The sequence below is a fragment of the Halomicronema sp. CCY15110 genome (genome assembly GCF_016888165.1).
Classification (GTDB): Bacteria; Cyanobacteriota; Cyanobacteriia; order Phormidesmidales; family Phormidesmidaceae; genus Halomicronema.
The window spans coordinates 1-19909 of the sequence record NZ_JACSWC010000188.1; the positions used below are offsets into that span (position 1 = coordinate 1).

Sequence of the window (19909 nt, forward strand, 5' to 3'; positions counted from 1 at the left end):
ACCCGTTCAATCCGGTTTCGACTTCGCTCAACCTACCAGTATCGAGAGTTGAGCGGAGTCGAAACTCAGTTCATGGGGATCTTTTTTGCGCGCAAGTCCCTTATCGCTGCAGTTCCTCTGTGGGGGCATTTTTATGGCGGTCTTGCGCCGATGCGAGGCCCGCGTCTTTGGCTGCATTACTGCGATCGGGTTCGGCATTGGGTTCATATTTTTCAGCCGTCGCATCGTTTTGATCCCCGCCAGCTTAGGACAATGTTGCCTGGCCCTTGGCTCCATGAGCTTAGGCGGCAAACTGATGAAGCCTCAACGTAATTCTTTTGGACGTCAGTTCGGATGGAGCCAAAATCGGTTCCGCTCCTCTCCAAGTGAGGGGAATTTAGGCTGCGGATGACGCGGCAAGTTCCTCTGCATCGTGATCCCGAACTCAGGTCTTGTCGGTTGAGGTTTGCCGCGATGATCACGAGCCCTTTGTGTGCCGCTGCTCAGAGAGCTTCATCGGGGCTCACTCTGGCCTCATCGAGATCTGACCCGTAGCGGCGAAAAGCCGTCAAAACCGATACAGTATTAAAGAACCGTTACATTTTTGGACTGAGGCAGAGGCACCGAGATTATGCGCGTAATTTTGATGACCGGGAAAGGCGGAGTCGGTAAGACCTCTGTGGCTGCGGCGACCGGTTTGCGTTGCGCCGAACTGGGCTACAAAACGCTAGTGCTCAGCACCGATCCGGCCCATTCCCTAGCTGATAGCTTTGATATGGAGCTAGAGCACAATCCCAAGCCTGTGCGTCCGAACCTGTGGGGTGCAGAACTCGATGCCCTGATGGAACTGGAAGGGAATTGGGGAGCGGTCAAACGCTACATTACTGAGGTGCTGCAAGCGCGTGGACTGGAAGGTGTGGAAGCTGAAGAACTCGCTATTTTACCCGGGATGGACGAGATTTTTAGCCTGGTGCGCATGAAGCGTCACTACGACGAGGGTGAGTACGACGTGCTCATTATTGATTCCGCTCCGACAGGCACTGCGTTGCGTTTGCTCAGCTTGCCAGAGGTGGCGGGCTGGTACATGCGTCGCTTTTACAAGCCATTTGAGGCGGTGTCGGCGGCCCTCCGTCCCCTGGTGGAGCCGCTGTTTCGACCCGTCGCCGGATTTTCCTTGCCGACTAAAGAGGTGATGGATGCGCCTTATGAGTTTTACGAACAATTGGTTGAGTTAGAGAAGGTTCTCACTGACACGACGACGACCTCAGTGCGGCTGGTCACTAATCCCGAAAAGATGGTGATCAAAGAGTCTCTGCGGGCGCATGCTTATCTGAGTCTTTACAACGTAGGCACCGATTTGGTGATTGCCAATCGCATTATTCCTGAGTCTGTGCAAGATCCGTTCTTTCAGCGGTGGAAGGATCAGCAGCAGCAATACCGTCACGAAATCCATGAGAACTTCCATCCGCTACCGGTGCGCGAAATTCCGCTTTATTCAGAAGAAATGTGTGGCATCGCAGCGTTAGAGCGGTTGAAGGAAACCCTTTATGGTGACGATGATCCTGCTCAGGTGTTCTACAAGGAGAACACGCTGCGGGTGGTGCAAGAGGGGAATGACTACAGCCTTGAGGTATATTTGCCCGGGATTCCTAAAGATCAGGTGGAACTGAGCAAGTCGGCGGATGAACTCAATATTCGCATTGGCAATCATCGTCGTAACTTAGTCTTGCCGCAAGCGCTGGCGGCGCTGAATCCGGCTGGGGCCAAGATGGAAGAAGATTACTTGAAAATCCGGTTTGCGGCAGTGTCGTAGCCGATCGCACCCTGGCCGGATCACTGCGGAAAATCACCAACTCTCGGGGTAGAGTGGAATTGTCTTGCAAATAACTGTAAAGCTGATTTGGTATGGACGCTGACGCCTCGGTCAAAATTCATCGCCCCGCTCCGTTACCCTTTGTGAAGGCGCTCATTGACGATAGCCTGACGGTCTTTTGGGGTGACTGGCTGGATTTAAGGGTGCGGATTCCGCAGGTGGCGGCGTCCGGCTTGGTATCGCCGCTGATTTACATTTTGGCGTTTGGTCTGGGGCTGGGTAGCTCCCTCGATCGCGTGACGCAACCCACCGTCGGCGATACCTATCTCGAATTTATTTTGCCGGGAATGGCGGCGCTGTCTTCGATGGTCATAAGCTTTGGGGGGACGACTTTCTCCATTTGTGGCGATCGCCTCTTTACTAAAAACTTTGAAGAAATGCTGCTGTATCCGGTGCATCCTCTGGCGCTCCATCTCGGTAAGATGATGGCCGGGATCGTCCGGGGCATGATGACCGCCGCGTCGGTGATTTTGGTGGCAGTGCTGTTTACGGGCCAGCTTTGGAGTTTTATCAACCCGCTGTTTCTCGGACTCTTGGTGCTGAACTGCTCAGTGTTTGCGGGTTTAGGCGTAATTGTGGGCTTAAATGTTAAATCGCTAGAAAGCGTTGGCCTATTCAATAACTTTTTGATTGTGCCGATGTCGTTTTTGGGCGGCACGTTTTTTGACCCGGCTACCCTGCCCCCGGTGTTGAAGGGAATTGTTTATTTACTGCCGCTGACGTATACCACGAGTGGCTTGCGGGCGGCGGCATATCAGCCCCTATCGGAATTTCCCTGGTACAGCTTTCCGATTCTCTTAGTCGTGGCGATCGCGCTGGCCTATGCCGGGGCGTATCAATTTTCACATCAGCAAGATTAGTTCCCTGACGACTGTCCGGGGCGGTGACGGCATCGGAGCGATTGTTGTCCAGCACGATGCGGTTTCATGGTCACAGTGAACTGTGGCGGCGTGTGTGCCAACGTTGCCCACGCTGGGGGATAGACATTGGGTATCCACCTCGTGATCCATTGGTGTACTGCTTGACGCACAAGCGCCCGAGGATTGGATGACCCGGTAGGGGGGAGTCTGGCGAGCATTGTCATGATCCCACAACGGCACATCCAGGTTCGCGGCAAGCTGAACTGTTGTGAGCAGATTATAAAGATCCCTAAAAATAGAGCTAGACTGTTCTTTACTTCGTAGTGTCTGCCTACCAGCTATGCAAACTGCTCAACCGAATTCCGCCGTGAACGACATTTTGGGGCAGGCGCGCCAAGGTAGCGTGGCTGCCATTATCCAGATTCTCAATGAGCGTCTGGCTGATGCGCAAATTAGGACCCGGGCAATTTTGGCCGACGGGGTTTTGCAGCTGTTGTGCGAAGCGCCCAAACCTGAGCAGTTAGACCAAGCGACTGTGGTGGAGCGCGTCCGCAGCATTCTCGAAGATTTGTCGCCCCGAGGCATTCGCAAGGCCAACATTAACAGTCGCATCGTCCGCGAGCAGCAACTTCTCTGGTTTGAAGAAATTACCCGTGATCCCGAGAATCAATTGCTCTGGTCTGAGCTGATTAAGTTGAAGCAACCTAATCCGGTTAGTCGGTATTGGCGCGATCGCCACAGCTCCAAAGGTCGTCAAGAGATTGTTGTGACCAATGCGAAAAACCAGCAGGTGAATCAGAAGTATTTTGTGCGGGGCCTCGTGGGGGGCGCTAGCTTGTGTTTATTGCTGCTGCTGCTGGGCTGGGTACTCAAACATCGCCTCGGTATTTCTTGGGCGCAGATAGACAGCGCCTCGGTCCCGGTGGCTGAAGAGACAACCTCGCCAGACGCAGCTGCCCCCACTCAGGCCTCGTTTGCCCAGGCAGTACGGTTAGCCCAACAAGCGGTTGATGATGGCCAAGCTGCTGAAACGTCAGCGGCTTGGTTAGATTTGGCGGCGCGTTGGCAGCGAGCCGCTGACCTCATGGCGGAAGTGCCGCCGGATAATGAAAATTACGCCATTGCCCAAGATCGCGTTATCAGCTATCAACAAAACAGCGATCAGGCCCTTGCTAAAGCCGAACGAATGCAAGCTACTGAAGATGCTGAAGCTGATTTAGGCGTGAACAATTGAAGAGCTAAGGCGATCGCGTACTTTGCGCGAGCCAGGTCATATACGGTTCACTGCCTTGTTGAATGGGGATGGCCAGAATCTCCGGCACGTCATATGAGTGCAGCATTCCTAAGGCCGTCTCAATTTTGGCAAATAAAGCCAGATCCGTTTTGATGATGAGTTGCCATTCCGCAGCTTGTTCGACTTTGCCTTCCCAGGTGTAAACCGAGTGAATGGGATAAAGATTGACGCAAGCCGCCAAGCCATCGCTCACGAGTGCTTGGGCAATCTCCTGGGCCGATTCTTGGGTGTCGACTGTGACTAAAACGATGCCGTATTCTGCCAAGAGTTCCGCTCTCCATCCATAACTTGAGATATTCCGCTCCAGGGCCAATCAGGGGATGACGGGCGAGGCGATCGCGGTTAGCCGTCCCTGATCAGCGCCTGAGTTGTGAAACTAGACTGGCGCTTATTCGACAAACTGCGACGCACTCAAGGTTTCGCGGGTCGGTCGGTGACTCCAGCGAGTATCACCGCAGGCTTTTTGATAGAGATCGGCCTGTGAGCCACGCGGCAAAATTGCATCAGTAAACTCAGTCCCTTCAATCGAACAGGCATCCAGCTTGGCTCCAGCTAAGTTGGCCCAAGAGAGATCGGCTCGATCCAGATTGACCCCGAGCATTTTTGCCCGCCACAAAATACTGCCGGTCATATTGGCGCTGGTGAGATTCGCCTGATTGAGACTGGCTTCTCTGAGAGTGGCAAAACTCAAGTTGGTGGCGGTGAGGTTGGCATAGTCCAATTGAGCACCGTTAAGCTTAGCCTCTTGTAAATTCAAGCCGCTCAGGTTCATCCCCGTCAGGTTGAGCCCATTGAGGTAAGCGCCTTCTAAATTGACATCGTCCAAGAAGGTGCGACCCAACGCGGCTCCACTCAGCCGCACCCCGCTTAAATTGGCCCATGCAAGGTTGGCATGGCGCAGATCGGCCCCGCGTAAATTGGCTCCGCAAAGATTCGCTCCGCAGAGGTTAGCGCCTCGGAGGCTGGCCCCGCGCAGGTTGGCCCCACTCAGATTGGCCCCACTCAATTGCGTATCCGATAAGTCCGACTTCACCAGAAAGGTGCCCCTGAGGTCAGCTTTTTTGAGCTGAGCCCGCTGCAAATTAACTTCACTCAGCTTGGCAAAACTGGCGTTGACTCGGTATAAGTTGCTGTTGGCGAGATTGGCTTTGGTCAAAAACGCGCGGCTGAGGTTGGCCTGCACTAAACTCGCCTGCTGGAGGTTAATGCCTACTAAAATCCGCTGCCTGAAATCGACACCGCTGAGATGGATGCCCGCAAAGTCGCGGTACCCCGATTCATACAATTCAAATAAGTAATTGGCATTCATAGTGAATGGCCCCTTTGCCAGTAATCGGTTGTGCAATCTAAATGGTTGAGTGACACATCCGACTCCCGTGGGGGAATGGCGGATATTGTTAACTAAAGACAGTTACTAAAGGTAGGCGTAATTGAATAAGGGCTTTTATGAGCGACGCGGCGATTTGGGTGGTAGGACAGTAAAGCGAGTTACAGAACGAAATTGACGACGGTCAGGAGAGCGCTGGCTAGCGGCCATGCCGATGGGGGCAAATTTACGATCGCCTGACCGAGAGCATAAATATAGACTGCTCATCTTCAAGGTAAGAGGCCAGTGCCGGGACTGGAAGATTTCGTTAAGTTGATTGATAATTCAGAGAAAAACTTAGTAGTCACGGATGGGTGGTTTGAAATGATGCGTCGGTTCTGGTTGGCAACCCTTTGGCTGGCGTTTGTGGTTTATGCCTTTGGCTTTGCGCCGCCTGATCAGCCTGATACGTGGGAGCTGATTACCCAGCTCTCTACTAGCCAATGGGACGAAATTAACCCAGCGATCGTAGCGTTGTTTAACCTGATGGGCATCTGGCCCATGGCCTATGCCTGCCTCGCCCTGATTGATGGGCAAGGCCAGAAGGTGCCCGCATGGCCCTTTGTGGTGGGCTCTTTTGGTTTGGGAGCCTTTTTATTGTTGCCATATCTAGTGCTGAGGCAGCCCAACCCGACTTTCACTGGCCCAAAGTCACGCATCATTAGCCTGGCTGATTCGCGCTGGTTGGGGCTGAGCCTGCTGATGGCAGCGGTCGTACTGATGGGCTATGCCGCCTATGCCGGGGACTGGGCTGATTTTGTGAGGCAGTGGCAGACCAGCCGGTTTATTCACGTCATGAGTCTCGACTTTTGTCTGCTGTGGCTGCTAGTGCCAAGCTTGTTGGGCGACGATATGGCCCGTCGTGGGTTCAAAAATGGCCTGGTCTTTACGCTGGTCAGTGCCGTGCCACTGGTGGGGCTGACGGCTTATTTAACGTTTCGGCCAACTTTGGACGAGGTCTGAAGAGGGGAGAACCAGAGTTGTCTCTCCAGCAGACTGGAGCTTATAGGCTAAGAAGAGGTAGTAGTCATCTCTGATCGGGCTTGCACCCGGCACATCATGGAACGTCGTCAATTTCTACAATATGCGGGTAGTTCAGTCGCCGCGATCGCCCTGGCGCAATGCACGCGATCGGCCAATCAGCAGCGCCCTCAGCTGCCCTTAGTGAGTGCAGATGGCAGTTTGACCGTTGGCCTGACGGCGACTGAACAGAAGGTGAACTTGGCGGGGCAATCAGCGCAGCTGCTCGCCTACAACGGTCAAGTGCCTGGGCCACTGTGGGAAGTGCAGGCGGGGAATACGGTGGTCGTCAACTTTACGAATGGCTTGGCCCAGCCGACGAATCTGCATTTTCACGGACTGCACATTCCGCCTACGGGTAATGCTGACAATGTTTTTGTGTCCGTACCGTCGGGGGAGCAATTTCGGTATGAGTTTGCGATCACCCCGACCCATCCCGGCGGCTTATTTTGGTATCACCCCCATCATCACGGTTTGGTCGCAGAGCAACTGGCGGGTGGTTTGGCGGGGCCGCTGATTGTGCGCGGTGCCGTGGACGAAATTCCAGAAATTCGGGCCGCATCAGAGACGGTGTTGGTACTGCAAGATTTTGACCTAACCTGGCGTGGTCGGCGGCGGGAGCCGACGCCGATCTTTCGCCGCTGGGGGCGTCAAGGGGACTTGATTGCGGTAAATGGCGATCGCGCTCCGGCGGTCACGATTCCCCAACGGGGGTTGCTGCGACTGCGACTGCTGAATGCCTCGACCTCTCGCATTTATCGACTGCGGCTCGAAAATCACCCGTGGCATTTGATCGGCATGGATGGCAGTACCCTGGCCGCGCCGCTGGCGTTAGACGATCTCATCCTCGCTCCGGGCAATCGAGCGGATGTGCTGGTGGCGGGCGATCGCGACCCTGGTGCCTATACCCTCATGAGCTTGCCCTACGATCGCGGCATTAGTGACATGATGGCGGCCATGGAAGGTGATGCGGTGCCGAGGGTTGAGGCTGCCACTGGAGCGATCGCGCAATTACAGTATGGCGACGCGACTGCCGAAGTGTCCCTCCCCCCTACTCTGTTGCCCTCGCCAGTGCTGGCAGCGCCCAGCCGTCGCCGTGAATTTGTGCTGGATCACGGCATTGATGGTGAGCAAGCGTTTTTGATCAACGGTCGCGGCTTTGCCCACGATCGCGTGGATACGACGGTGCAGCTAGGAACAGTTGAAGCTTGGCATATCGTTAACAAGGCGGGCATGGATCATCCCTTCCATCTGCATACCAATGCCTTTCAAATCGTGGGCCGCAATGGTGCCCCCGTGCCGACGCCCCTGTGGCAGGATGTGGTCAACATTCCGGCTTACGAGTCGGTTGATTTGTTAGTGCCGTTTGCCGACTTTGTGGGCAAAACGGTTTATCACTGCCACATTTTGGATCACGAAGATCAAGGCATGATGGGCATCATCGAAATGCAGGCAGGGGCAGCCTATCGCCCCACGCCACCGATAATGACTTAAGAGAGTATGGGAAAAGATATTCAATCCAAGGTTGAAGCATCGCTAGCCATGGCTTACGCTAACCAATCGGCGATCGCCCCAATGCTGGCTACTTCGCTATCTGGCGTCACGTTCATTTTGGCCGCTAAATGGGGTCGATACTTGCCCGTCCGCACAACTACGCCCTGCATGCCCATCGCTTGAGCCCCTTGCACATCGGCTTCCAGGTCATCGCCCAGCATCACCACCTCGGCTGGGGGCAGGCCCAAGTCTTCCAGCGCGATGGTGTAAAAGAAAGCATCTGGCTTGCCGCAAACGATCGCGGTCTGGTCGGTGGCGTACTCCAACCCGGCGATAAAGGCTCCGATATCCAATTGCAGTCCGGCTTCCCACTGCCAGTATTTGCCCCGATGGAGGGCAATGAGTTGGGCACCCTTCATCAGCAGGCGAAACGCCCGATTCATGACGCGATAGTTCCAGTCGTCGCCAATATCGCCGACGACAATAACGTCAGCATCCGTGTCCGACCAGGTGAATTCCGCAAATTCCTGCTGCGCATCAGTCGCCACTAGGGGATAGATCTTGGGACTACCCATTTGTCGCAGGTGCATGACGGCCGCGTATGCTGTTGTGATGATTTCCGTTGGCGCGATCGCTAACCCCATGGCGGCCAAGCTCTGGCTCATCGACTGGGTGGACTGAGTCGTATTGTTGGTGACAAAACGGTACGGCAAACCACTTTTTTGCAAGGCTGCGATCGCCGCTTGTGCCCCCGGCAAAGCGCGATTGCCCACGTAAAACACGCCATTCAAGTCGAGCAGCAGCCCGTTTGCCGACTTCAGATGATCCGATAGCATGAAATCCGCCCCCGAAATTGATGAGTGCAGGTAGCCACTGCCGTGCAGCGCCGTTAAATGAGCCAGATGAGCCAGAAAAAAGAGGTGCAGTTTTTACTGTTCTGCCATCATAGCCGTCAATGTAATCAGGGGGCGCGGACGGGAGATGAGGGGGATCATGCCAATGTCTGAAGCCCAGTCAACCAACCGCTGCCATTGGTATGCGGGGCAACTGGTGACCGGTGACACGCTGATGCTGTCAATGCACGACCCTGGTCTGTTATTCGGGGCCACGGTGTTCACGACCCTGCGCATTTATGAGAACGATCTCGATCATCCTTGGACGGCTTGGCCTAGCCACTGCCAACGAGTCGCGCGATCGCTCCAGGCGTTTCACTGGTCTGCACCTGACTGGACCCGGGTGCGGCAAGGGGCGGCACAGCTCGCGTCAGCGTATCCGGTATTGCGGGTCACCATTTTTCCGGACGGCCGGGAGTTGATCGTGGGGCGATCGCTCCCGCCCCATTTACAGACGTGGCAGACCCAAGGGGTAACCGCCTGGGTAGCGGATAGTCCTGACTTTCAGCGATCGCTCCCAGACCATAAAACAGGCAACTACTTAGCCTGCTGGTTAGCGTTGCAGGCAGCCCAACGAGCGCAAGCTCAAGCAGCCATTTTGATAGATGCTCAAGGACACTGGCTAGAGACGAGTACGGGCAATCTCTGGGGGTGGGTGGCGGGGCAATGGTACACGCCACCGCTAGCCGGAGCCATTTTGCCGGGGGTGCTGCGATCGCGCTTAATGCAAGGCTTACAGGTCCAGCATCAGGTTGTACAAACGTGCCCCTGGGATGCCACCCAGGTGAGCCAATTCACCTATCTTGCCTATACCAATAGCGTCATGGCAGTCGTCCCGATTCATACCGTGCTGCAAGGCAACGCGTCTGTGAACTACAATCCTGATCAGGGCAAAACCCAGCAGCTAACGAAAGCTTGGCAAGCAGGAGCCCAGGAAACCTGAAGATGCGTTAATATAAGTTAACAATTGGATCAGTTATAAGGATTATTTCTTTACTTTGCGCTGAAAGAGAGCCCGGCAGGGGTCAGACTTTCAATAATAAGAATCACCTTTCTGAAGTGTTTGGAGGCATAACCCCGTGAACAAACGGTGGAGAAACGCAGGGCTATATGCGCTACTGGTCGTAGTCGTGATTGCCCTGGCAACCGCAATTTTCGATAATCCTGGTCAAGAATCGCAGACTTGGCGCTACAGCCAGTTTTTGGATGCGGTTGAGAATAATCAGGTTGAGCGCGTCAGCATCAGCGCTGATCGCAGTCAGGCTCGCTTTACAGATCCAGCCGGTGGCGGCCAGATTACCGTGAATCTGCCCAATGACCCCGAGTTGATCAGCACCCTAGAAACGAATAATGTTGACATCGCAGTTTTTCCTCAAAACGATGACAGCGTCATTGTCCGGCTCTTCAGCACACTCTTGATTCCAGTACTTTTGCTGGTCGTTCTCTTCTTTGTGCTACGACGGGCGCAGAGCGGCCCTGGTAACCAAGCGATGAACTTTGGAAAATCCAAAGCGCGGGTGCAAATGGAGCCCCAAACCCAGGTGACGTTTGGCGATGTGGCTGGCATTGAGCAGGCCAAGCTGGAGCTGACTGAGGTTGTAGACTTCCTTAAAAATGCCGATCGCTTCACCGCGATCGGGGCCAAGATTCCCAAAGGCGTCTTATTGGTCGGCCCTCCTGGAACAGGTAAAACCCTCCTAGCAAAAGCCGTTGCTGGCGAAGCGGGGGTTCCGTTCTTCTCTATCTCCGGTTCCGAGTTTGTGGAAATGTTTGTTGGCGTCGGTGCATCCCGCGTTCGCGATCTGTTCGAGCAAGCTAAGAGCAACGCTCCTTGCATCGTCTTTATCGATGAGATCGATGCTGTGGGACGTCAGCGGGGGGCCGGACTCGGTGGCGGTAACGATGAGCGTGAGCAAACGTTGAACCAGCTGCTGACCGAGATGGATGGTTTTGAAGGCAACACTGGCATCATTATCATTGCGGCGACTAACCGCCCTGATGTGCTTGATTCGGCTCTACTGCGCCCCGGCCGGTTTGACCGTCAGGTCGTGGTTGATCGCCCCGACTTTGCTGGTCGCTCGGAGATTCTGCAAGTTCACGCTCGCGGCAAAACCTTTGCCAAAGATGTCGATCTCGATAAGATTGCTCGCCGCACACCTGGTTTCACCGGTGCTGACCTGTCGAACCTGCTGAACGAAGCCGCAATTCTCGCCGCCCGTCGCAATCTCACCGAAATTTCGATGGATGAGGTGAACGACGCCATTGATCGAGTGCTGGCCGGCCCCGAAAAGAAAGATCGGGTCATGAGCGAGCGTCGCAAAGAGCTGGTGGCTTATCACGAATCGGGTCACGCCCTCGTGGGTGCCTTGATGCCTGATTATGATCCGGTGCAAAAAATCAGCATTATTCCTCGCGGTCGTGCTGGTGGTCTCACCTGGTTTACCCCCAGTGAAGAGCGCTTGGAGTCGGGCCTGTACTCCCGTGCTTACTTGCAGAACCAAATGGCAGTCGCCCTCGGTGGTCGCATTGCCGAAGAGATCGTCTACGGCAATGAAGAAGTTACCACGGGTGCGTCTAACGACTTGCAACAAGTCGCTCGCGTGGCTCGGCAAATGATTACTCGCTTTGGCATGAGCGGCGAACTCGGCCCTGTGGCCCTGGGCCGTCAGCAAGGCAATATGTTCCTCGGTCGTGATATCACCGCTGAGCGTGACTTCTCTGAAGAAACTGCGGCCATTATCGATGCCGAAGTACGGGCGTTGGTTGACCAAGCGTACGATCGCGCTAAACAGGTGCTCGTTGAAAACCGCGCCATTCTCGACAAGCTGGCTGCCATGTTGGTGGAAAAAGAGACTGTGGATTCGGAAGAATTGCAGGAACTGCTTACCACTAATGCCGTAAAGATGGCCCGTCTGGTCTAGCTTTGGGTTCCTGAGATTACTGAAAAAGAGGCTCGTCTTGAGCCTCTTTTTTATTGTGCGAATTTTATGTTTCAGATGCCTGCTGATTACGCGTTATGAAGTTGTCCATAGCCGCCGAAAAACAGTAGCCAAGCCACCACAATCGCCCAGTGAATGATGGTGGGCAGCCACCAAGATCCGGATCGCCAATAAGCCACCATGCAGACCAGACCTAGCAGCGTAGTTAAACCCAGAAAGAACGGATTAGTGAACGTACTTTCTGCGTCGGTGTAGAGGGTCATGCCGTTTAGGGGATGTATCGCGACGAATAGCACCAGCGTGGGTAGACCGATGAGCCAGCGGCGGCGATCGCTCACCCCTTCCGTCTTGTGAGGCAGCAACAGTACTCGCCAAAAGCCCTCTTCAATAAAGGCCGGAAACAGCAGCACCCGCAACATCACGAGCCCCTGCTGTAACCCGGTTAAATTAGCCAGCTCCAGCGTGGTTAAGTCGCTGACTAATGCCACTGGCACAGATACCAGCGCGTAGAGTCCCAATAACTGAACCATCAAAATGCCATCTTGGCGGGTGGGCCACGACGTGGCTGCTAGCCACAAGCGGCGGCGGAGTAGCTTGAGCAGAGGCATCAAGCGGCGCTGGAATAATTGCACAGTTGGGCAGAACTCATAACTAACTCTGTAGAGTTCAGCATCGAGCGCGCTGCCGCCGTAAGTCAACTGCGATTAGATCCTCTCAGCAATTGCAACGGTGATCTTGACCGCATGGTGATCAAGCCGCAGTGGCGATTTTTCCCCGGCGATCGCCCCCCAATGACAAACTCAACGCCCTAAAATAAGAGACTGTCGTTTTTTACTCACCCATTCATGACTGTCCGCGTTCGCATCGCGCCCAGCCCCACGGGCAACCTACACATTGGCACCGCCCGCACCGCTGTCTTTAACTGGCTGTTTGCTCGCCATCACGGCGGTCAATTTATTCTGCGGGTGGAAGATACCGATACCGAGCGATCGCGCCCAGAATTCACCCAAAATATCACCGAAGGCTTGCAGTGGCTGGGGCTCACCTGGGACGAAGGCCCCTTCTTTCAGTCCGAACGGCTTGATTTGTATCGCCAAGCCATTCAAGCCCTGTTAGATAAAGGTTTGGCTTATCGGGCTTACGACACTCCGGCAGAACTAGATGCCATGCGGACGGCGCAAAAAGCCAAGAATCAAGCGCCCCGCTACGACAACCGCCACCGCGACCTGACGGAAGCGCAGCAGCGAGCCTTTGAAGCGGAGGGGCGGCAAGCGGTGATTCGCTTCAAAATTGATGATGCTCGCACCATTCAGTGGCAAGACTTGGTGCGTGGGGCCATGACCTGGCAGGGGAGTGACCTGGGCGGCGACATGGTGATTGCCCGCGCCTCTTCGGTGGATAGCATTGGTCAGCCCCTGTACAACCTGGCCGTGGTGGTTGACGACCTGGATATGCAGATCACCCACGTCATTCGTGGTGAAGATCACATTGCCAACACCGCCAAGCAAATTTTGTTGTACGAAGCGCTGGGTGGCAAGGTGCCTGAGTTTGCCCATACGCCGTTGATTCTGAACGAAAAGGGGGCCAAACTCTCGAAGCGAGATGGCGTCACGTCTATTTCTGACTTTCAACAGCTGGGCTTTACCGCTGAAGCTTTGGCGAACTACATGACTCTTTTGGGCTGGTCGGCTCCCGATGGGGAAGAGGTGTTTACGTTGCCCGCAGCAGCAGCACAATTTAGCTTCGATCGCGTCAATAAGGCTGGGGCCAAATTCGACTGGGATAAGCTGGATTGGCTCAACGGTCAATATCTCCATGAAATTCCGGCGGCGACACTGGTGGATCAGCTCATGCCCTACTGGCAAGCTGCCGGGTATCCCTTCGATCCTGCAACGGACAAAGACTGGTTGACGACCCTGGCGGGATTGCTGGGGCCAGGGCTGGCTCGTTTCCCTGAGGCCGTTGAGCAGGGGCGCTTCTTTTTCTCGGAGCTGATGGACTATTCAGAAGCAGCCATCAAGCAACTGCACCAAGAAGGGGTGGCGGCCCTGCTGCAAGCCACTTTGGATCAACTCCAGTCTGGGGCGGCACTCGATAGTTTGGACAGCGGCAAGGCCCTGGTGAATGACATTGTGAAAGCTCAGGGCATCAAAAAAGGGCTGATGATGAAATCAATGCGGGCAGCGCTCATGGGCGATATGCAAGGGCCAGATTTGATGGAGTCGTGGCTAATTCTGCATCAGCGGCAGTTTGATGTGCCGCGTCTTAAAGCGGCGCTGGAACTGGCGCAAAGTTGATGGCGTCTAAAGATGCAGACTTGACCAGAGGCAAACAGTGATCCGATGAACGCGATGCGAATTTCCTTTCGACTGGCTGTGATGGGGACGCTGAGTGGCGCGATTTTGGCGGTTGGTGACGGCTGGCAGGGGCAAGCCGCGATCGCGCAATCGCTGACTTTGGGCACTGGGTTTTCCCCGAATCCTACGACGCTGGCAGGCACCGGTGGGGGCGATCGCCCCGCGGCGGCTGTGGTCAATACGGCCAGCAGTCCCACCGGGCCTTGCCTGGGCTACATTTCGACCACGCCCCACGAAGAGGTGGTGTTAGAGGCGAATTTTGCCAATTTGGAAATGCGGGTGGAATCGGCTCTCGACACTACCTTGGTCATCTCTGGGCCAGGGGGCGTGTGGTGCAATGACGATAGCGGCAGCAAAAATCCCGCGATCGCCGGAGCTTGGTTACCGGGCACCTATCGGGTTTGGGTGGGGGCTTATCGCCCCGAACAAACCCCGGATTACACCCTCTTCATTCAAGATCGCTCCTAGAAAACCGGCGATCTTCACCTGGGCGGTACTGCAAGATACAAACCCGATGTAGCGCTGGTTGAACTATAGGGGGTAACTCGTCACCCGAGAATGGCGATCGCCCCTCAGGCTCTCCGCTGTGCTAGATTCTGCCCGCTTATTATTCGACTTGCAGCATGTCAGCCAGATTGTGCAGTCAATTTCTGGTTGTCTGGAACCGCGCAAAATTGCTCATCATCTGACGGATGCGCTGATTACCCAATTTGACTGTGTGTTCGCTCGCCTCTGGATTGTTGAACCGGATCAGAGCGCTTTACGGCTGATCGCCTCTTCTGGGTTACACACTCACACGGATGGTTCCTTTTCGCGGGTACCCATGGGGGCTTACAAAGTCGGCAAAATCGCTCAAAATCGTATTCCGTTTCTCAGCAATCAATTGGCAGCAGAGGCCTGGGTCAAAGATCGGGACTGGGCGATCGCTAATCAGATTCAGGGCTTTGCGGGCTATCCCTTAGTGGCGAATGATCGCGTGATTGGCGTCTTGGCGGCCTTCAGCACGCGGCCCATGGCTCCCGAGTTTTTAGAAGTGTTGCAGGTGCTTTGTATGACTGCCACCATCGCGCTTGATGCCGCATTGCAAATGTCACAGTTACAGATCACCCCCACCAGCACCGCGCCGTTACTCCCCCTGTCCGACCAATTGGCGGCAGTGCTGAGACCGATCCGGCTCATGCTGGTCGGCACCGAGCACCCCACCGCCATCACCGTTACCTATGCGTTTTTGCAAGCGGCTGAGCAGTTAAAACAATTTGACTGCAACTACTGCCGCCTCAGCTATGAACCCACTGTCATTGGGTTAGATGCCGTCCTCGCGTTGCCCCCCACTGCCGGAACCGGTGGAAAAACGTGGCTGCGATCGCAGTTTGCTTCACTACGCACCATTGCGACATGGCTACGCGGCACCTTAGATCTACAGCTCATGAGCGATCGCCGCACCGTGCAATTACGCCTGGCCTTACCCGCCCTGCCCCCTCAAGGCGACCGGGTGAAAGCACCCTCTCTGCTATCGGATCGAGAGGTCGAAGTGATGACGTTGCTGGCTCAGGGACTGCGCGATCGCGACATCGCCCAAAAGCTCTACATCAGCGAAAGCACCGTCAAATTTCACATCAATAACAGCTTGCCTAAGCTACAGGCCAAAAATCGTTATCAAGGAGTCTATCAAGCCGCCATTCAAGGGGTGATCTAAGCCGTTAAACGCTGACGCTTGATACTTGAGGATCAAGGCAGGCGGCGATGGTAGCGATCACCGATTCGGCGAGGGCATCGTAGTCATACCCCCCTTCTAGCCCGAACAGGAGGTGAGGTTGAATTTCCAAGCAGTAACGGGTGAACACAGCATAGTCTGAGGGTTGCAGCGACATGCCAGCCAGGGGATCGGCCTGGTTGGCATCGTAACCCGCACTGATGATTAGCAAATCAGGTTGAAAGCTTTTGAGAAATGGGATCACAGCGTTCTCAAACTGCGGTTGGTAATCGGCTAAGGTGCCGCCAGGAGCCATGGGAATATTCAGCACATTGTGGTGGAAGCCCGTTTCACTCGCTCGCCCCGTGCCTGGATAAGCCGGCCACTGATGCAGCGAGCAATAAGCAATGTGCGGATTGTTTTCCACCAGGGCTTGGGTGCCGTTGCCGTGATGCACATCCCAGTCAAGAATGGCGACCCGATTCACCCCCGGTTGTTGCAGGGCGTAGGTGGCCGCGATCGCCGCATTACCTAACAGACAAAACCCCATGCCGCGATCGCTCACCGCATGGTGTCCCGGCGGCCGCGACAGCACAAAGGCGGATTGGCGTTGTTGCAAGACACAGTCCACACCATCTAACCAGGCATTGACCGCCAGCAAAGCCACGTCATAGCTCTGCGGCGATAGCGCCGTGTCGGGATCCAGTCGCCCCCCGCCTACTTCGGCTAAATGTTCCAAATCGTTGAGGTAGTGCAAGTTGTGCAGTCGGCGGATCGCTGGGAGGGGATCGCGATCGCCCACCGCAGTAGGCTGTTGCCAATTCAACTGGTTCGTCCAGGGAGCCGTTTTTAGCGCCTGAGTAACGGCCGCCAAGCGCCCGGCGTTTTCCGGATGCAGACGCCCCGTATCGTGCGCTAAAAACGCATCGGAGTAAACAACAGTGAGCTGAGAAGCCATAGGCTGAAAAACTTCGCTGTAGCGGTTTTGAACGTCTGTTCTCCCAGCATACCGTCATCTCCGTGAACCCTGGAAAGCATGGTAAAATAGTTGGTACTTTCGCGTACTTTTTGACCAATTTGGCGACTGTGACAGATTAACGACTCAATTCAGTTGTTGGCCGCCCAAATACTGGTGATTTTGGAGTTTTCAATCCTATGACGATTATCCCCACCGACCTACGGAACGAAATGTCCCGGTCTTATTTGGAATACGCCATGAGCGTAATTGTGGGGAGAGCGCTGCCAGATGCGAGAGACGGTTTGAAGCCGGTGCATCGCCGTATTCTCTACGCCATGCACGAATTGGGTCTCACCGCTGACCGCCCCTTCCGAAAATGTGCCCGTGTCGTCGGGGAAGTGTTGGGTAAATATCACCCCCACGGCGATACGGCTGTGTACGACGCGCTGGTGCGCATGGCCCAGGACTTTTCCATGCGGGCTCCGTTGATCAACGGTCACGGTAACTTTGGGTCGATCGACAACGATCCTCCCGCCGCCATGCGATATACCGAATGTCGGCTCCAAGCTCTGACCGGGGCGTCGCTGCTGCAGGATATCGAAGCCGACACGGTCGATTTTGCCGATAACTTTGACGGTTCCCAACAAGAGCCGATTGTGCTGCCCTCGCGGGTGCCGCAGCTGCTGTTGAACGGTTCCTCGGGGATTGCGGTGGGCATGGCCACCAACATTCCGCCCCACAATTTGAGCGAACTGCTGGATGGCGTCGTCGCGCTGATTCGCAATCCTGAAATCACCCTCGATGAGCTGATGGCGTTGATTCCAGGGCCAGATTTTCCCACTGGGGCACAAATTCTTGGGGCCCGTGGCATTCGTGATGCTTACACCACCGGTCGGGGCTCCATCACCATGCGCGGGGTCGCGGCGATTGAAACCATCGAACACCGGGGACGGCCCGATCGCGATGCCATCATCATCACCGAGTTGCCGTACCAGACCAACAAAGCGGCCATGATTGAGCGCATTGCCGAAATGGTCAATGAGCGGCGGTTAGACGGGATTTCTGATATTCGGGACGAGAGTGATCGCGACGGCATGCGCATCGTCATTGAACTCAAGCGCGACGCCTACGCCCGCGTGGTGTTGAACAATCTCTACAAACAGACGCCCCTGCAAAACAACTTTGGCGTCAACATGCTGGCCCTGGTAAACGGCGAACCCCAGCTCCTCGGCCTGAAGCAAATGCTGGAAGTCTTTGTGGATTTCCGCGTGGAGACCATTACCCGACGCACTCAGTATTTGCTGCGCAAGGCAGAAGAGCGCGACCATGTGTTGCAGGGCTACCTGATTGCCATGGAGAACATGGATGCAATCATTACCCTCATTCGCCATGCGGCGGATACCCCCACCGCTAAGCAAGGTCTGATGGAGGGGTACGGTCTGACTGAAGTGCAAGCCGATGCGATTTTGCAAATGCAGCTGCGCCGTTTGACGGCTCTAGAAACCGACAAAATTCAGCAAGAGCACGAAGATCTGCAGGCCAAAATCACTAACTTTCAGGACATTTTGGCGCGGCGTGAGCGGATTCTCGACATCATCATCGACGAGGTTGAGGAAATCCGCGATCGCTTTAGCAACGATCGCCGCACCGTCATCGAACCTGACACCAGCGACCTGTCAGACATTTCTCTGATTGCCAATGAGCAAGTCGTCATCCTGGTCACTGAGTACGGCTACATCAAGCGCATGCCCGTTGATACCTTCGAGGCTCAAAGTCGGGCTACTCGCGGTAAAGCCGGAGCCCGCATCAAAGAAGATGATGGCATTAAGCACTTGATGACTTGTGGCTGTCACGATCACATCGTGTTCTTTAGCGATCGCGGCGTGGCCTATTCGCTGCGGGCCTATCAAGTCCCCGAGGGCTCGCGCACCTCTCAGGGCATTCCGATTGTGCAGATGTTGCCCATTCCCAAAGAAGAAAAAATTACTTCTGTGATCTCGGTCGAAGAGTTCACCGATGATGAGTATCTGGTGATGCTCACCCAAAACGGCTACGTCAAAAAAACCGCCCTGTCGGCCTTTAGCAACATTCGAGCCAATGGCCTGATTGCGATTTCCCTCGAAGAAGGGGATCAGTTGCGCTGGGTCAGACTCGCGCGCACCAGCGACAGTATCTTGATCGGCTCTCACAAAGGCATGACGATTCACTTTAAGGCGGATGACGATCAGTTGCGGCCGTTGGGACGACCCACCCGGGGCGTCAGAGCCATGAATCTGCGGGATGGTGATGAGCTGATCAGCATGGATATTTTGCCAGCCCTGGTAACCCATGCCGTGGAAGAAGCCGAAGCGGCGGGCGCGACGGAAGATTCTGACGAAGCGGCAGTCAATAGCCAGGGGCCTTGGGTGCTGCTAATTACCGCCGGAGGCATGGGTAAGCGGGTGCCCGTGTCGCTCTTCCGCTTGCAAAACCGTGCCGGGATGGGCCTCAGAGCCCTGAAGTTCCGCCTGGAAGAGGATTCGCTCGTAGCGGTGTTGGTGGTGAATGAAGATGAAGAGTTGATGCTGGTCACCAATCGCGGCATCATTATTCGTCAACGAGTGAACGCTATTTCCATTCAATCGCGTTCTGCCCAGGGGGTTCGTCTGCAGCGCCTCGACGAGGATGATGCGATCGCGGCGGTCGCCGTAGTCCCCTCTGAGCTTGCAGAAGGTGATGAAGACGGCGAAGAGCAAGTCGCGGTTGAGGATGTCGTCGCCCCTGACGGAGACGTGGCGGCTGTCGATGTACCAACTGACGCAACTGACGCAACTGACGCTGAAGAAACTGAGGGCGACGCTTAAACAGTTGCCTTAGTGCTCTTAAGGCTAACGGTAGGCTGGTTGCAGTCAAAGCGTTATCACAGCCCAGTTTGCTCTGTTGCTGTGGTAATTGCTGGACAATGCGGGGTCATCTTGAGGATGTGACCAGAAACTGGGTTATTTCTTATGGCGCTGGCGCTGCAAGCTGCGTGAGCGATCGCGGCTGGGAAAGCGATCGCGTCCCGAGGATGCTGGACGATCCGCAGGTTCTGGAATGCTGGAGACAGGCAATTATCATGCTCTAGGGGATGCGCGTGCAACTAAAGTACCGACTCCAGACACGTAACTGACCCAGGCACCCAGCTACCCAGCCACCCAAGCA

The 19909-nt window shown here is 55.2% G+C and carries 16 protein-coding genes; 11 read left to right on the forward strand and 5 right to left on the reverse strand.

The genetic code is table 11. The annotated features are described in order from the left end of the window. Window positions 1–610: 610 nt before the first annotated feature. From JUK32_RS05600 to JUK32_RS05610, 3 genes are all read left to right on the forward strand, one after another. Window positions 611–1792: a TRC40/GET3/ArsA family transport-energizing ATPase gene (locus JUK32_RS05600; RefSeq protein ID WP_204137867.1), complete on the forward strand. Its 1182-nt coding sequence runs from the start codon at window positions 611–613 to the stop codon at window positions 1790–1792. 92 nt (window positions 1793–1884) lie between these two features. Next, window positions 1885–2712, forward strand: coding sequence for an ABC transporter permease (locus tag JUK32_RS05605; RefSeq protein ID WP_204137868.1), 828 nt, complete (start codon window positions 1885–1887; stop codon window positions 2710–2712). Window positions 2713–3052: 340 nt separating this feature from the next. Beyond that, window positions 3053–3946, forward strand: a complete 894-nt coding sequence (locus JUK32_RS05610; protein ID WP_204137869.1) for a hypothetical protein — start codon at window positions 3053–3055, stop codon at window positions 3944–3946. 4 nt (window positions 3947–3950) lie between these two features. Here JUK32_RS05610 and cutA read toward each other — a convergent pair whose 3' ends face one another. Both cutA and JUK32_RS05620 read right to left on the reverse strand, forming a co-directional pair. Then, a complete protein-coding gene (gene cutA / locus JUK32_RS05615; RefSeq protein ID WP_204137870.1) occupies window positions 3951–4271 on the reverse strand; it encodes a divalent-cation tolerance protein CutA in 321 nt (106 codons plus the stop codon). Window positions 4272–4394: 123 nt separating this feature from the next. Beyond that, complete coding sequence (locus tag JUK32_RS05620; RefSeq protein WP_204137871.1) at window positions 4395–5315, reverse strand: pentapeptide repeat-containing protein; 921 nt, start codon at window positions 5313–5315, stop codon at window positions 4395–4397. Window positions 5316–5696: 381 nt separating this feature from the next. Between JUK32_RS05620 and JUK32_RS05625 the strand changes: the two genes are divergently transcribed. Together JUK32_RS05625 and JUK32_RS05630 are read left to right on the forward strand one after the other, a co-directional pair. Next, the gene (locus JUK32_RS05625) at window positions 5697–6335 is read left to right on the forward strand and encodes a DUF2834 domain-containing protein (protein WP_204137872.1); all 639 of its coding nucleotides are present in this window, start codon (window positions 5697–5699) and stop codon (window positions 6333–6335) included. Window positions 6336–6431: 96 nt separating this feature from the next. Then, window positions 6432–7886, forward strand: a complete 1455-nt coding sequence (locus tag JUK32_RS05630; RefSeq protein ID WP_204137873.1) for a multicopper oxidase family protein — start codon at window positions 6432–6434, stop codon at window positions 7884–7886. Window positions 7887–7939: 53 nt separating this feature from the next. Here the strand turns inward: JUK32_RS05630 and JUK32_RS05635 are convergent, their stop codons facing one another. After that, on the reverse strand, window positions 7940–8722 hold the full coding sequence (locus JUK32_RS05635; protein WP_204137874.1) for a TIGR01458 family HAD-type hydrolase: 783 nt from the start codon (window positions 8720–8722) through the stop codon (window positions 7940–7942). Window positions 8723–8879: 157 nt separating this feature from the next. Here JUK32_RS05635 and JUK32_RS05640 point away from each other — a divergent pair, with 157 nt between their 5' ends. Next, on the forward strand, window positions 8880–9722 hold the full coding sequence (locus JUK32_RS05640) for an aminotransferase class IV (RefSeq protein ID WP_239112361.1): 843 nt from the start codon (window positions 8880–8882) through the stop codon (window positions 9720–9722). A 136-nt stretch (window positions 9723–9858) separates the two neighbouring features. Beyond that, window positions 9859–11700 (forward strand): ATP-dependent zinc metalloprotease FtsH3, encoded by a 1842-nt coding sequence (gene ftsH3, locus JUK32_RS05645; protein WP_204137875.1) that lies wholly within the window; start codon window positions 9859–9861, stop codon window positions 11698–11700. Window positions 11701–11786: 86 nt separating this feature from the next. Here ftsH3 and JUK32_RS28415 read toward each other — a convergent pair whose 3' ends face one another. Further along, on the reverse strand, window positions 11787–12350 hold the full coding sequence (locus JUK32_RS28415) for a type II CAAX prenyl endopeptidase Rce1 family protein (protein WP_204137876.1): 564 nt from the start codon (window positions 12348–12350) through the stop codon (window positions 11787–11789). A 213-nt stretch (window positions 12351–12563) separates the two neighbouring features. On the opposite strand from JUK32_RS28415, the gene gltX reads away from it, so the two are divergent. From gltX to JUK32_RS05665, 3 genes are all read left to right on the forward strand, one after another. Continuing rightward, window positions 12564–14015 carry a glutamate--tRNA ligase gene (gltX, locus tag JUK32_RS05655; protein ID WP_204137877.1) on the forward strand — a complete coding sequence of 484 codons (1452 nt, stop codon included), beginning with the start codon at window positions 12564–12566 and terminating at the stop codon, window positions 14013–14015. A 45-nt stretch (window positions 14016–14060) separates the two neighbouring features. Continuing rightward, a complete protein-coding gene (locus JUK32_RS05660) occupies window positions 14061–14543 on the forward strand; it encodes a hypothetical protein (protein WP_204137878.1) in 483 nt (160 codons plus the stop codon). Window positions 14544–14661: 118 nt separating this feature from the next. Beyond that, window positions 14662–15771, forward strand: coding sequence for a LuxR C-terminal-related transcriptional regulator (locus tag JUK32_RS05665; protein ID WP_204137879.1), 1110 nt, complete (start codon window positions 14662–14664; stop codon window positions 15769–15771). A gap of 4 nt (window positions 15772–15775) precedes the next feature. Here JUK32_RS05665 and JUK32_RS05670 read toward each other — a convergent pair whose 3' ends face one another. Beyond that, the gene (locus tag JUK32_RS05670; protein WP_204137880.1) at window positions 15776–16726 is read right to left on the reverse strand and encodes a histone deacetylase; all 951 of its coding nucleotides are present in this window, start codon (window positions 16724–16726) and stop codon (window positions 15776–15778) included. A gap of 197 nt (window positions 16727–16923) precedes the next feature. Between JUK32_RS05670 and gyrA the strand changes: the two genes are divergently transcribed. Continuing rightward, window positions 16924–19569, forward strand: coding sequence for a DNA topoisomerase (ATP-hydrolyzing) subunit A (gene gyrA, locus JUK32_RS05675; protein ID WP_204137881.1), 2646 nt, complete (start codon window positions 16924–16926; stop codon window positions 19567–19569). Window positions 19570–19909: the final 340 nt, after the last annotated feature.

Bases quoted from the DNA above. Each gene is read 5' to 3' on its own strand.
- JUK32_RS05610 (WP_204137869.1), top strand. From the start codon at position 3,053: ATGCAAACTGCTCAACCGAATTCCGCCGTGAACGACATTTTGGGGCAG.
- JUK32_RS05635 (WP_204137874.1), bottom strand. From the start codon at position 8,722: ATGCTATCGGATCATCTGAAGTCGGCAAACGGGCTGCTGCTCGACTTG.
- JUK32_RS05605 (WP_204137868.1), top strand. From the start codon at position 1,885: ATGGACGCTGACGCCTCGGTCAAAATTCATCGCCCCGCTCCGTTACCC.
- JUK32_RS05670 (WP_204137880.1), bottom strand. From the start codon at position 16,726: ATGGCTTCTCAGCTCACTGTTGTTTACTCCGATGCGTTTTTAGCGCAC.
- gyrA (WP_204137881.1), top strand. From the start codon at position 16,924: ATGACGATTATCCCCACCGACCTACGGAACGAAATGTCCCGGTCTTAT.
- JUK32_RS05630 (WP_204137873.1), top strand. From the start codon at position 6,432: ATGGAACGTCGTCAATTTCTACAATATGCGGGTAGTTCAGTCGCCGCG.
- JUK32_RS05625 (WP_204137872.1), top strand. From the start codon at position 5,697: ATGATGCGTCGGTTCTGGTTGGCAACCCTTTGGCTGGCGTTTGTGGTT.
- JUK32_RS05660 (WP_204137878.1), top strand. From the start codon at position 14,061: ATGAACGCGATGCGAATTTCCTTTCGACTGGCTGTGATGGGGACGCTG.
- JUK32_RS05640 (WP_239112361.1), top strand. From the start codon at position 8,880: ATGCCAATGTCTGAAGCCCAGTCAACCAACCGCTGCCATTGGTATGCG.
- JUK32_RS05620 (WP_204137871.1), bottom strand. From the start codon at position 5,315: ATGAATGCCAATTACTTATTTGAATTGTATGAATCGGGGTACCGCGAC.
- gltX (WP_204137877.1), top strand. From the start codon at position 12,564: ATGACTGTCCGCGTTCGCATCGCGCCCAGCCCCACGGGCAACCTACAC.
- JUK32_RS05600 (WP_204137867.1), top strand. From the start codon at position 611: ATGCGCGTAATTTTGATGACCGGGAAAGGCGGAGTCGGTAAGACCTCT.